This is a genomic window from Streptomyces sp. NBC_01235 (assembly GCF_035989285.1).
Classification (GTDB): Bacteria; Actinomycetota; Actinomycetes; order Streptomycetales; family Streptomycetaceae; genus Streptomyces.
The window spans coordinates 8,986,025-9,000,980 of sequence record NZ_CP108513.1 but is presented as its reverse complement, the minus strand read 5'-3'; the positions used below and the strand labels follow the sequence as shown (position 1 = coordinate 9,000,980).

The following is a 14,956-nucleotide window of genomic DNA, read 5'->3' as shown; positions in this document are numbered from 1 at the left end:
CCCTCAACTTCCGGCCAGATCCTGGCTGATGAGCGTGCAGATTTCGGTGGCCGGGCGCGGCAGGTACATGTCCTCGTGGGCGCTGTGGATGTCGTGCCGGTGCACGGCACCCTGGATGTACGGCTGCCACAGGTCCGCGAACGAACCCTCCGGTTTCGGTACGGCGTTGAAGAAGAGCGCGTCGCCGCGGTAGACCGGGGCGGCGTACTGCCTCATGAGTGCGACGAAGTTGAGGCCGACCCCGACCGCGCGGTCGATGAAGCCACGGTGGTCCGCGGTGCCCTCCGCACCGACGAGGTGCGCGGCGAAGTAGTCGCGGACGTCGCTCTCGGCGGGCGGCGCATGGCCCGCCAGGTGGTCGCTCGGCACACTGTCCAGCAGGGCGAGCAGCCCCACCTCGTGCCCCCGGCGCTGCAGTTCGGCCGCCACCGCGTGCGCGAGGGTGCCGCCGGTGGAGTGGCCCAGCAGATGGTAGGGCCCCTCCGGCTGGCGGGCCAGCACCCGGCCGGTGTAGTCGGCGACGATCTCCTCGACCGAGTGGGGCAGCGGGGTGGTTCCGTCGAGCCCGGCTGCCTGGATGCCGTACACCGGACGGTCCTCGGGCAGCAGCCGGCCGAACCCGAAGTACGGCCAGCACAGGCCGCCACCCGGGTGGAACCACCACAGCGGCTCGCGGTCACCGTCCTTCTTGATGGTCAGCACCGGGGCGAACGGGTCCATGGACTCGTCCGATCCGTCGTCAGCCTCCAGGTGCACGAGGAGTTCAGCGACCGTGGACGCCTCGAAGAGCAGCCGGATCGGCAGGTCGACGCCGAGCACGACCCGGATCCGGCCGGCCAGCCGGGCGGCCAGCAGGGAGTGCCCGCCCAGCGCGAAGAACCCGTCGTCGATGCCCACCCGGTCCAGCCCGAGGACCTCGGCGAACAGCCCGCACAGAATCGTCTCGCGCGGGGTGCGCGGGGCCCGGCTCACGGCAGCCCTCGCATAGTCGGGGGCGGGGAGGGCGGCCCGGTCCAGCTTGCGGCTGGAGGTCAGCGGCACCGCCTCGATCGGCGTGATCACGGCGGGCATCATGTGCTCCGGCATCCGTTCGCGCAGATACCCGCGGAGCTCGGCCGGGTCGGCGCCGTGCGGTCCGGGCACGACATAGGCGGCGAGCCGCCCGTCGTCGACCACGACGACGGCCTGCGCCACGGCGGGGTGACCGCGTAGCGCGGCCTCGACCTCGCCGGGCTCGACACGGAAGCCGCGGATCTTCACCTGGTCGTCCGCACGCCCGCGGAACACCAGTTCGCCGTCCTGCGTCCACGCTGCGAGGTCGCCCGTGCGGTACATCCGCTCGCCCGGCCGTCCGAACGGAGAGGCCACGAAGCGGTCTGCGGTCATGCCGGGCCGGCCTGCGTAGCCGCGGGCCAGGCCCTCGCCGGCGAGGTACAGGTCGCCGACCACGCCGGGCGGGACCGGGCGCAGCGCCGCGTCGAGCACATGGGCGCGGGTGTTCTCGATCGGCCGCCCGATGGTGAGGGTGCCGCCGTCACCGGTCAGCGGCTCGCCCATGGTGGCGCACACCGTCGCCTCGGTCGGGCCGTAGACGTTCAGCATGCGCCGATCCGCGGACCACTGGGTGATCAGCTCCGCCGACATCGTCTCCCCGCCGACCACCAGGCATTCCACGCCGGTCAGCGCGTCGTGCGGCAGGGTCGAGAGCAGCGACGGCGTCATCATCGCGTGGGTCACACCGTGCTCGTCGATGGTCTCCGCGAGCGGGGTGCCGGGGGCCAGTCGTTCGGTCTCGGCCAGCACCACGCTCGCGCCCGACAGCAGCGCCGTGAACAGCTCGCACAGCGACACGTCGAAGCTCGGTGAGGCCAGTTGCAGCATCCGGCTCTCGGTCGTGATCCCCATGCGCTGCACATGGGCGGTGACCAGACTCGCCACGCCCCGGTGGGTGACCTCGACCCCCTTCGGCCTGCCCGTCGAACCCGATGTGTAGATGACGTAGGCGAGGTCGTCCAACGCCCCGGGCGCGTCGGCGTCGTCGTGCCCAAGTGGCCCGGGCGCCGGAGCCGGCCCCGACAAGGTGTCGTACCGGAGGGTTTCGACGGCCGCCACCGACAGTGCCTGGGCCGTCGTCGCGTCCGTCACCGCCAGCTGGGCTCCGGAGTCGTCCAGCATGTAGGAGATCCGGTGGGCCGGGTAGGCGGGGTCGACGGGCAGATACGCGCCGCCGACCCTGAGTACCGCCAGCAGCGCCACGACCATGCTGGGGGAGCGCCGCAGCGCCACAGCCACCACGGAGCCGCGCCGAACGCCGCGCCGGACCAGTTCAGTGGCCAGCCGCTCGGCACGGGCATCGAGTTCGCGGTAGGTCAGGGACTCCTCGGCACTGATGACAGCCGGTGCGTCCGGGGTCGCCGCGGCCTGCCGGGCGAACTGCTCGGCGACCGTGCCACCGGCCACGGGTGTGGCTGCCCCGGTCCCCCGCCGGTCGTGCTCGACCGGCGCCCGTGCGTCGAGGCGTCCGACCGGCAGGTCGGGATCGACCGCGAACTGCTCCAGGGTTCGGGCGAGACAGGCCGCGATGTCCTGTGCCGCGCTCTCGTCGAACGCCCCATGCCGGTAGTGCACATCCATGCGCAGATCCGGGGCAAGCGTCGCGGACACTCCCAGCGGATAGTGGGTGCCACTCGTCGAGGCGAACCCGTCGATGGCGAAGCCGGTGGCGTCCCGGGCTTCGCCGAGGCCCGCCTGGTCCACGGGGTAGGACTCGAAGACGACGGCGGTGTCGAACAGGGCGGGCAGTCCGGTGGACCGCTGGATGTCGGCCAGTCCGTGGTGGTGATGGTCGAGCAGGGCGGCCTGCCGCTCCTGCAGCCCCGTCAGCACCTGGCGCAGCGATTCCCACGGCGACAACTGGACCCGTACGGGCAGGGTGTTGATGAACAGGCCCACCATCGAGTCGGCGCCGGGCAACGCGGGCGGCCGGCCCGACACGGTCGCTCCGAACACCACGTCCTTGCGGCCCGCCAACTGGCTCAGCAGTACGGCCCACGCGCCCTGGACGAGGGTGTTCAGGGTCACGCCGGATTCGGCGGCGCACTGGGCGAGCCCTGCGGCGACATCCGCCGACAGCGGTACCTCCACCTGCCCGGTGCCGTCCGCCTCGGCGTCGGGGGCGAGCAGTGTGGGTTCGTCGAGACCGTCGAGTTCCCGGGCCCAGGCATCAGCGGACGCGGCGGGATCCTGAGCCTTCAGCCAGGCCAGGAAGTCCCGATAGCCACGCACCGGCGGCAGGGCGAAGACGTCACCGCCGGAGCCGTACAGACGCAGCAGATCCTGCAACAGCAGCGGCATGGACCAGCCGTCGAACAGCACATGATGCGTGGTCAGAACCAGCTCATACCGCTCCTGACCCAGGGCGATCAGCGCCAGCCGCAGCAACGGAGGCCGGGCCGGATCGAAGTGAGCCGCACGGTCCTCGGCCAGGAAACGATCGAGCGCCGCCTGCTGCTCCTGCTCCCCCATCGCCGTGAAGTCCATGTCCTGCCACGGCAGTTCGACCCCGTCGACCACGAGCTGAACATGCGCGCCGGTGGCATCCGCGACGAACGCGGTACGCAGCGAGGCATACCGGTCCAGCAAGGCCTGCCCGGCCGCCCGCATCCGCCGCGGATCCACCGCACCGGACAGGTGATACACCATCTGCATGTGGTACGCGTCGAACGACGCATCCGCCATCAACGCATGGAACAGCAGACCCGACTGCAACGGAGCCAGCGGCCACACATCCGTGAGATTCGGATACGTCCGCTCCCACGCCACCAACTCACCCTGACCCACCGACACCAGCGGCACATCCGAAGGCGTCAGCCCACCCGCACGGGGCCCGGCGACATGCCGGGCCAGCGCCTCCAGCGCCGCGCACCAGCCATCGGCCAGCTCCCGCACCTCCGCACCGGTCAGCACGCCCGTCGGAAACGCGAACCGCGCACTCAACCGCGGCTCCCCGTCGACCTCCTCGACCAGGGCATTCACATCCAGCACCGCCAGTGCGGGCAGTGCGGGGTCGAGCGCGGGCAGCGTGCTCGCCGCCTCCGACCGGTTCCAGCCGAGCCCGCGCAGGTGTTCCGGCAGGTCGGCGGACGAGAAGTGGCCCAGGTAGTTGAAGGAGATCTGTCCGGTGGAGCCGGCCGCGAGGACCGGCCCGGTCTCCTCGTTGAGGTAGCGCAGCAGGCCGTACCCCAGGCCCTTGTCGGGTATGGCGAGCAGCTGCTCCTTCACCGCCTTCACCACCGCACCCGCCGCCGGACCACCCGTGAACGCCTCGTCCAGATCCGCACCCGCGATGTCCAGACGAACCGGGAACATCGTGGTGAACCAGCCCACCGTGCGGGACAGATCAGCACCCGCTACAGCCTCCTCCTCACGCCCATGCCCCTCCAGCCGCAGCAGCGTCGAAGACTCCACCACACCCCGCTCACGCCGCCACCGAGCCACCGCCAACGCCAACCCCGCCAGCAGCCCGTCATTCACCCCACCACGGAAAGCCGCCGGCACCGCCGTGAGCAGAGCCTCCGTCACCGCCACCGGCAACCGCACCCACACACTGTCCACCGCCGCCTGCACATCCACAGCCGGATCCAACGCACGAGCCCCCAACAACGGATCCGGACCCTCCACCACCCCCTGCCAGTACGGCAGTTCAGCGATCCTCTCGGCCGACACCGCCTGGTCGGCCAGAGCATGCGCCCAGCGCCGCACCGAGGTCGCCACCGGAGCAAGCTCCGGCTTCGTGCCCTCCCTCACCCGGCTCCAGGCCTGGGCCAAGTCCGGCAGCAGGATCCGCCACGACACACCATCCACCACCAGGTGGTGCAACACGACGACCAGACGGCCCGGCACCAGCCACACGAACTGCGCCATCACACCCGCCGCCGGATCCAGCCGACCCACCGCGGCATCCAACTCCCGCTGCACATCAGCCTGTTCATCCGCGACACGCAACAACGCACGGACATCGACCGACCCCGCCGGCAACACCTCCAGCTCCTCGCCGGCCAATCGCGACCGCAGCACATCATGACGGTCCAGCACCGCACCCAACGTCGCCACCAGACCCGCCTCGTCGATACCCGACGGCAAGTCGAGCACCGCACTCATCGGAAAACGGTCACTCCCCGGACCCTGCTCCAGCAGATACCGAGCGATCGGCACCAACGGCATCCGGCCCACACCACCACCGTCCAGCTCAACCAGCCCGGACGGACCCCCGGCCCCCACCCGGCCCTCCACCAGCTCCGCCAGACCAGCCACCGTCCGACGCTCGAAGACATCACGAGGCTTGATCTCGATCCCGAGAGCGCGAGCCCGGGAAACCACCTGGATCGAACGGATACTGTCACCGCCGAGCAGGAAATAGTCGTCGTCGACGCCGACCCGCTCCAGGCCGAGCACGTCGGCGAACACGTCGGCGAGGGCCCGTTCCCCGTCGGTGCCGGGAGCCCTGTAGTCGCCGCCGGTGAACGTCGGCTCGGGCAACTCGGACAGGTCCGGCTCCCCGTCGGGTGTGAGGGGAAGGGTGTCCAGCAGCACGAGGAGGGACGGAACCTGGTCCTCGGGCAGCCGGCCGGCGACGAAGGCGCGCAGCTCCGCGACGGTGACTTCGTCCGCCGCGTCCGGGGCCGGCAGGACATAGCCGACCAGGCGGCGGCCGGCGCCGCGGCCGGCGCGGGTGACCGCCACGGAGCGGGCCACGCCCGGGTGCGCGGTCAAGGCGGCCTCGACCGCGTCGAGGTCGATCCGGACCCCTCCGAGCGTCGTCTCCCGCGCGCTGCCCGGACGTACGGGCTCGGTCACGACGAGTTGCGCTTCGGGGCGGGTGACAAGGTCCCGCAGGGTCGCTGTGAACCGGCTGGTGACGCTTTCGGCCGTGGACCGGTCAAAGAGGTCGGTGGCGTACTCCAGGAAGCCCGTCACTCCCTGATCGGGTGCGTCGGCCATGGTGAGGAACAGGTCGAACTTCGACGTGCCGGTGGAGGCCGTACGCGGTATGGCACGCACGGCGCCCAGCCGGAACTCGTCGGCCATGTTCTGCCAGCCGAACATCACCTGGAACAGCGGGTGGTAGGCGGTGGACCGCTCGGGGTTCAGTAGCTCCACCAACCGCTCGAAGGGGACGTCCTGGTGGTCGTAGGCGGCCAGGGCCTTGTCCCGCACCTGGCCGACGACCTGGCCGAACGTGGGCCGGTCCGGCATCCGCACGCGCAGCACCCAGGTGTTGACGAAGAAGCCCACCAGGTCGGAGAGCGCCTCGTCGGTGCGGCCGGCGATGGGCGAGCCGATCGTGAGATCGTCACCCGCTCCCAGATCGCGCAGCAGCACGGCGAACGCCGCCTGGAGCACCATGGAGGTCGTCGCACCGTGCGAGCGCGCCAGCTCCCTCACCGCTTCGGCGAGTTCCGCGTCGATGTGGAAGCCCACGGTGTCACCCCGGTGGCTGGGGTGGGCCGGGCGGGGGCGGTCGGTGGGCAGCCGCAGTGGCTCCGGCACGCCTGCCAGTTCCGTCGTCCAGTACGCGTACTGCCGGGCGGCCAGGCTGGCGGGGTCGTCCTCGTCGCCGAGGAGATCGCGCTGCCAGAGCGTGTAGTCCACGTATTGCACCGGCAGCGCGGGCATGGTGGGCGCGGCGCCGTCGGCGCGGGCGGCGTAGGCGGTGGCCAGGTCCCGTGTCAGTGGCCCGACCGACTCGCCGTCACCGGCGATGTGGTGCAGCACCAGCAGCAGGGTGTGGTCGTCCGGGCCGCAGCGCAGCAGGCGGGCCCGGACCGGGATGTCGCTGCCCAGGCCGAAGGGGCGGGCCAACTCGTCGGCCACGGCGGCGTCCAGGTCGCCGGGTTCGGTGTCGACGACGGACAGGTCCACCATGACCTCGCCGGCCGGCAGGATGCGCTGGAACGGCACGCCGTCGGGCCCGTCCTCGATCAGGGTACGCAGGCTCTCGTGCCGGGCGATCAGGTCGTGGAGGGCCGCTCGCAGGCCGGCGACGTCCAGGGTCCCCTGGAGCCGCAGGACGACGGGGACGTTGTAGGTGGCGGAGGGCCCCTCGAAGCGGTCCACGAACCACAGCCGTCGCTGTGCGGACGACAGCGGGATCGGTTCCGGCCGCTGTCCCGCCGGCCGCAGCACCTGGCGGGTGGACGCGCCGCGCTCCAGACGCAGGGCGAGGCGGGCCGCGGTGGGCGCCTCGAAGACATGCCGGATGGGTACGTCGGCGCCGAGGACACTGCGGATGCGGCTGACGAGACGCGTGGCCAGCAGTGAGTGCCCGCCGAGGGCGAAGAAGTCGTCGTCGACGCCGACCGTGTCCAGGCCCAGCACCTCGGCGACGAGGCCGCACAGGATCTCCTCCTGCGGGGTGCGGGGCTGCCGCGTCCCGGCTCCGCCGAACTCGGGTTCCGGCAGGGCGGCCCGGTCCAGCTTGCCGTTGGCGGTCACCGGCAGCGTGTCGAGGACCATGAAGGCGGGCGGAACCATGTGGGCGGGCAGCCGTTCCCCGGCACGGGAACGCAACTCCGAGACGAACCGCTCGTGGCCTTCGTCGCCCGGTTCGTGCGGACCGGCGACGGGCACCACGTACGCCGCGAGCTGCCGCCCGCCTGTGGCCGACTCCCGGGCGATCACCACGGCCCGGTCGACGTCCGGGTGGGAGCCCAGCACCTTCTCGATCTCACCGAGTTCGATCCGGAAGCCGCGGATCTTGACCTGGTCGTCGGCACGGCCGAGGTATTCCAGTGTGCCGTCGGGCCGGCGCCGGGCCAGGTCCCCGGAGCGGTACATCCGGCTGCCGGGCGGGCCGTACGGATCGGCGACGAACCGCTCGGCGGTCAGCCCGCCCCGCCCGTGGTAGCCGCGGGCCAGGTGCGGGCCGGCGATGTAGAGGTCGCCCATGACCAGGTCGGGCACCGGCCGCAACGCGCCGTCCAGCACGTACACCTGGGTGTGGGGCAGTGGCGACCCGATGGGCGGCACGGTGTCCCCGCTCAGCGGCTCGCTCATGGTGGCCACGACGGTGGTCTCCGTCGGGCCGTACGCGTTGACCAGGCGACGGCCCGGGGACCAGCGGGCCACGAGTTCGGCGGAGGACGCCTCGCCGCCCACTGCGAGCCCGCGCAGGTCGTCCAGTCCCTCGGGGTCGAGCGTGGCGACGACGGACGGTACCAGCAGGCTGTGGGTGACACGTCGTTCGCGCAGGAAGCAGTGGAGTGCGTCGCCGACGAGCGGGCCGTGCGGGGGCAGTACGACGGTCGCCCCGGCAGGCAGGGCCATCAGGATGTCCATCAGGGCGCCGTCGAAGCTGGCCGAGGCGAACTGGAGCACCCGGCTGCCGGGCGTGACGTCGAGCCGCTCGGCCAGCGCGGCGGCCAGGTTGGCGATACCGGTGTGCGGGACGAGGACGCCCTTGGGCAGACCGGTGGAGCCCGAGGTGTAGATGATGTAGGCCAGGTCACCGGTACGGGGACGGGGCTCGGGCACGGTCGCGGGCCGGCGGTCGATCGCCTCCCGGTCCGCGACGACGTCGACGAGTACGGTGTCGCCGTCGGCGATCCCGTCGCGGGCGCGGGGCGCGGTGACCACCAGCCGGACACCCGAGTCACGCAGCATGAACGCCAGCCGGTCGGCCGGATAGTCGGGGTCGAGCGGGACGTACGCAGCGCCCGCCTTCGTGATGCCCAACAGGCCGATGACGAGGTCCGCGCCGCGCTCGACGCACAGGCCGACCGTGTTCTCCGGGCCGGCACCGAGCGATCGCAGGTGGTGGGCGAGCCGGTTGGCCCGCTCGTCCAGTTCCTGGAAGGTGAGTGTGGTCCGTACGTCCTCGACGGCGATCGCGTCGGGACGGGCAGCCACCTGGGCCTCGAACAGCGCGGGCAGGGCGGCCGCCGGGGGCGGCCCGTCGGCCCTGCCGGCACTCGTCAGGATGCGCTGCCGCTCGGCGGGGCCGAGGACGTCCACACGCCCGGCCGACAGGTCGGGGTCGGCTGCGAGTTGTTCCAGCACGCGCCGGTAGCGGGCGGCGATGGCGGTCACCGTCTCGGCGTCGAACACATGGTGCTGGTACTGGAGGGCCAGCCGAAGGTGCGGGTCGGCGTCGGCGGTGACCACCAGCGGATAGTGGCTGCCCGTGTAGGGCCGGATACCGGTGACGGTCACGCCGGCCGCCGAGTGCGCCTCGGTCAGGCCCACACGGTCCACGGGGTAGGACTCGAAGACGACGGCTGTGTCGAACAGGGCGGGCAGTCCGGTGGACTGCTGGATGTCGGCCAGTCCGTGGTGGTGATGGTCGAGCAGGGCGGCCTGCCGCTCCTGCAGCCCGGTCAGCACCCGGCGCAATGATTCCGACGGCGACAACTGGACCCGTACGGGCAGGGTGTTGATGAACAGGCCCACCATCGAGTCGACGTCGGCGACCGCGGGCGGCCGTCCGGAGACGGTGGCTCCGAAGACGACGTCCTGGCGCCCGGTGAGGGTGCCCAGCACGACGGCCCAGGTGCCCTGCACCAGGGTGCTGAGGGTGATGCCGAGTTCGGCGGCACGCCGGGCCAGGGCACGAGAGAGGTCGGCGGTCAGCGACACGTCCACCTGTCCCACCTCCGCGTCCTGTTCCGCCTCGGCGTCGGGGGCGAGCAGTGTGGGTTCGTCGAGACCGTCGAGTTCCCGGGCCCAGGCATCAGCGGACGCGGCGGGATCCTGAGCCTTCAGCCAGGCCAGGAAGTCGCGATAGCCACGCACCGGCGGCAGGGCGAAGACGTCACCGCCCGAGCCGTACAGACGCAGCAGATCCTGCAACAGCAGCGGCATGGACCAGCCGTCGAACAGCACATGATGCGTGGTCAGAACCAGCTCATACCGCTCCTGACCCAGGGCGATCAGCGCCAGCCGCAGCAACGGAGGCCGGGCCGGATCGAAGTGAGCCGCACGGTCCTCGGCCAGGAAACGATCGAGCGCCGCCTGCTGCTCCTGCTCCCCCATCGCCGTGAAGTCCATGTCCTGCCACGGCAGTTCGACCCCGTCGACCACGAGCTGGACATGCGCGCCGGTGGCATCCGCGACGAACGCGGTACGCAGCGAGGCATACCGGTCCAGCAAGGCCTGCCCGGCCGCCCGCATCCGCCGCGGATCCACCGCACCGGACAGGTGATACACCATCTGCATGTGGTACGCGTCGAACGACGCATCCGCCATCAACGCATGGAACAGCAGACCCGACTGCAACGGAGCCAGCGGCCACACATCCGTGAGATTCGGATACGTCCGCTCCCACGCCGCCAACTCACCCTGACCCACCGACACCAGCGGCACATCCGAAGGCGTCAGCCCACCCGCACGGGGCCCGGCGACATGCCGGGCCAGCGCCTCCAGCGCCGCGCACCAGCCATCGGCCAGCTCCCGCACCTCCGCTCCGGTCAGCACGCCCGTCGGAAACGCGAACCGCGCACTCAACCGCGGCTCCCCGTCGACCTCCTCGACCAAGGCATTCACATCGATCACGGCCGACGCGGGCATGTCGGCGTTCAGCTCCGGGATCAGTTCGGCGGTCCCGGGGCTGCGGTTCCAGCCGAGGCTGCGCAAATCCTCGGGCATGTCCGCCGAGGAGTAGCGGCCCAGGTAGTTGAAGGAGATCTGTCCGGTGGAGCCGGCCGCGAGGACCGGTCCGGTCTCCTCGTTGAGGTAGCGCAGCAGGCCGTACCCCAGGCCCTTGTCGGGTATGGCGAGCAGCTGCTCCTTCACCGCCTTCACCACCGCACCCGCCGCCGGACCACCCGTGAACGCCTCGTCCAGATCCGCACCCGCGATGTCCAGACGAACCGGGAACATCGTGGTGAACCAGCCCACCGTGCGGGACAGATCAGCACCCGCTACAGCCTCCTCCTCACGCCCATGCCCCTCCAGCCGCAGCAGCGTCGAAGACTCCACCACACCCCGCTCACGCCGCCACCGAGCCACCGCCAACGCCAACCCCGCCAGCAGCCCGTCATTCACCCCACCACGGAAAGCCGCCGGCACCGCCGTGAGCAGAGCCTCCGTCACCGCCACCGGCAACCGCACCCACACACTGTCCACCGCCGCCTGCACATCCACAGCCGGATCCAACGCACGAGCCCCCAACAACGGATCCGGACCCTCCACCACCCCCTGCCAGTACGGCAGTTCAGCGATCCTCTCGGCCGACACCGCCTGGTCGGCCAGAGCATGCGCCCAGCGCCGCACCGAGGTCGCCACCGGAGCAAGCTCCGGCTTCGTGCCCTCCCTCACCCGGCTCCAGGCCTGGGCCAAGTCCGGCAGCAGGATCCGCCACGACACACCATCCACCACCAGGTGGTGCAACACGACGACCAGACGGCCCGGCACCAGCCACACGAACTGCGCCATCACACCCGCCGCCGGATCCAGCCGACCCACCGCGGCATCCAACTCCCGCTGCACATCAGCCTGTCCATCCGCGACACGCAACAACGCACGGACATCGACCGACCCCGCCGGCAACACCTCCAGCTCCTCGCCGGCCAATCGCGACCGCAGCACATCATGACGGTCCAGCACCGCACCCAACGTCGCCACCAGACCCGCCTCGTCGATACCCGACGGCAAGTCGAGCACCGCACTCATCGGAAAACGGTCACTCCCCGGACCCTGCTCCAGCAGATACCGAGCGATCGGCACCAACGGCATCCGGCCCACACCACCACCGTCCAGCTCAACCAGCCCGGACGGACCCCCGGCCCCCACCCGGCCCTCCACCAGCTCCGCCAGACCAGCCACCGTCCGACGCTCGAAGACATCACGAGGCTTGATCTCGATCCCGAGAGCGCGAGCCCGGGAAACCACCTGGATCGAACGGATACTGTCACCGCCGACCGCGAAGAAGTCGTCGTCGACGCCGACCCGCTCCAGGCCGAGCACGTCGGCGAACACGTCGGCAAGGGTGTGTTCGTGAGCGGCACGCGGCGCCCGGTATGTCTCCACGGAGATCTCGGGGGCGGGGAGCGCGGAGCGGTCCAGCTTGCCGTTCGGTGCGAGCGGCATGCGGTCCAGCATCACGAAGGCGGACGGCACCATGAACTCCGGCAGCCGTTCGGCGGCGTAGCGGCGAAGCTCGGCGGCGGACACGCCGGCGGTCAGGTCGACGGCCAGGTCGCCGAGACTCTCAACGGTGCCGCCGCTCGCTCCCGTCGCCACCACGTGGGCCACCAGCTGCCGGCTGCCCGTGCGCCCGTGAATGCCGACCACCGCCTGCTCGACCGCAGGGTGGGAGGTCAGTACGGCCTCCACCTCACCGGCCTCGATGCGGAAGCCGCGCAGCTTCATCTGGTGGTCGTCGCGGCCGACGAACTCCAGTTGTCCGGCGGCGTTCCAGCGGGCGATGTCGCCGGTACGGTACATGCGCTCACCGGCCGGACCGAACGGGTCGGCGACGAACCGCTCCGCGGTCAGCGGGGCTTGGCCGAGATAGCCGCGGCCCACCGCGCCGGCCACGTACAGCTCGCCGACCACGCCCGGCGGCACGGGGAGGAGCCCCGGGCCGAGGACGTAGGCACGCATGTTGGCCAGCGGCGCACCGACCGGGGCGCTGCCGGAGACGCTCGGTACGGCCGGTTCGGTGACGTCGCAGACAGAGGCGTAGAAACTCTCGCTCTGCCCGTAGGCGTTGATGACCCGCACCCCGGGGAAGGCGTCCCGCACCCGTCGCACGAGCGAGGTGGGCAGTGCCTCACCGGCGAAGACGAGGGTGTCCACTGTCGTCTTCCCGGCGATGTCGTCGATCAGTTCGCTGAAGACGGACGGCACCGTGCTGATGACGCTGCCGGACCAGCCTCCCCGTTCGCCGAGAGCGAGGACGTCGCGGACGATCTCGACGGTGCCGCCGGTGCTCAGCGTGGTGATGGTCTCGAACACGGACACGTCGAAGTTGATCGACGTGCCGGCGAGCATCCGTGCCCCCGGGCCGAGGCCGACGGCGGGTGCCAGCCGGGTGACGCCGTTGACGATGCCGTGGTGTGTGAGGGCGACACCCTTCGGGGTGCCCGTGGAGCCCGAGGTGTACATGACGTAGGCGAGGTTGTCCGGCCGGGGCGCGACGTCGGGCGCGCCGCCGGGGCCGTCCGACAGGTCGATGTCGCCGAGGTACAGGCGGGGTGTGCCGTCGTCCGGGAGTACGGCCGCGGTGGCCCGGTCGGTCAGTACGAGGCAGGGTCTGGCCCGGGAGAGGATGAGGTCCAGGCGGGCGCTGGGATAGCGCGGGTCGATCGGGACGTAGGCGGCGCCGGACTTGAGGATGCCGAGCAGGGCCACGACCAGGTCGGCAGACCGGGGCAGCGCCAGGCCGACCAGGGTCTCGGGGGCTGCGCCGTGCCGGGCGAGCGCATGGGCGACGCGATCGGCGCGGGCGTCGAGTTCCCGGTAGGTCAGTTCCTCGGTGCCGAAGACCACGGCGAGCGCTTCCGGGGATGCGGCGACCTGCCGCTCGACGAGGCCGGGCACGGTGACAGCGGGGGTCGGCGCGGAGGTACCGGCGTACCGGTCGAGGAGTGCGTGCTCGGCCGGTACGAGGACGTCGACGTCGCCGACGCGGGTGGCGGGGCCGGCGACGAGCCGCTCCAGGACACGGATGAAACGGTTGCCCATCCGTTCGACGGTGGATCGCTCGAACAGGTCGGTCGCGTATTCCAGGGTGCAGCGTATGCCGCCGTCGGTGGCGGTGAGGTTGAACTCCAGGTCGAACTTGGCGGTTCCGGTCGGCACGGCCTCCAGGTGTGCGGTCGCCCCGGGCAGTTCGATGTCGACCCGGGCCTCGGTCTGCCAGCTGAACATGACCTGGAAGAAGGGGTGGTAGGCGGTGGACCGCTCGGGGCTGAGAGCCTCCACCAGCCGTTCGAAGGGCACGGCCTGGTTTTCGTAGGCGCCGATGGCCTTGTCGCGCACCTGGTCCAGCACCTGCTCCAGCGGTGGATTGCCGGACAGGTCCGTGCGCAGCACCCACGTGTTGACGAAGAAGCCGACCAGGTCCGTCAGTTCCTCTTCGGTGCGTCCGGCGATGGTGGAGCCGAGGGTGATGTCGTCCCCGGCGCCGAGCTGGTGCAGCAGCACGGCCAGCGCGGCCTGCATCGTCATCGACACGGTCAGGCCGCGCTGCTGCGCCAGTTCCGTGACGGCGGCCGTCAGCTCGGGGGTGACGGTGAACTCGACGGCGTCGCCGTGGTGGGTGGCTCGGGCGGGACGCGGGTGGTCGGTGGGCAGTCGGGTCTGCTGGGGAGCGTCGGCCAGTTCGGCCCGCCAGTAGCGGAGTTGGGTGGCGAGCACGCTGGAGGGGTCATCGGCGTCGCCGAGGAGTTCACGCTGCCACAGCGTGTAGTCGCCGTATTGGACGGGCAGTTCGTCCCACTCCGGTTCCGTGCAGCGGACCCGGGCCGTGTACGCCGCGGCGAGGTCCCGGGCCAGCGGTCCCATCGACTCACCGTCGGCGGCGGCGTGGTGGACCACCAGGACGAGGACGTGGTCCTCGGATCCGCAGCGCAGCAGCGTGGCCCGCAGCGGGATCTCCGTCGCCAGGTCGAAGGTGTGCGCCGCCGCATCGGCCAGCAGTTCGGGCACATCGCCGGGTTCCGCGTCGACGACCGGGACGGGCAGGCGCATCTCGTCCGAGGGCATGATCCACTGGCCGGGCATGCCGTCCGTCTCCTCGACGAACAGGGTGCGCAGGCTCTCGTGCCTGACCACCACGTCCCGCACCGCCGAGGCGAGCGCACCAGTGTCGAGTGCCCCGTGCAGACGCAGCACGAACGGGATGTTGTACGTCGCCGACGGTCCTTCGAACCGGTCGATGAACCAAAGTCGCCGTTGTGCGTAGGACAGGGGAATCATGGTGCGTTCGCTCCTCGCTCGATGTTCTGGGAGACGG

The 14,956-nt window shown here is 71.2% G+C and carries 1 protein-coding gene; it reads right to left on the bottom strand.

Features of this window, described 5'->3' with window-relative positions; all coding sequences use genetic code 11:
- Window positions 1–3 precede the first annotated feature (3 nt).
- Complete coding sequence (locus tag OG289_RS40420; RefSeq protein ID WP_327318967.1) at window positions 4–14,919, bottom strand: non-ribosomal peptide synthetase; 14,916 nt, start codon at window positions 14,917–14,919, stop codon at window positions 4–6.
- Window positions 14,920–14,956: the final 37 nt, after the last annotated feature.

Excerpts from the sequence above, each read along its gene's own strand:
- OG289_RS40420 (WP_327318967.1), bottom strand. The coding sequence starts at position 14,919 with ATGATTCCCCTGTCCTACGCACAACGGCGACTTTGGTTCATCGACCGG.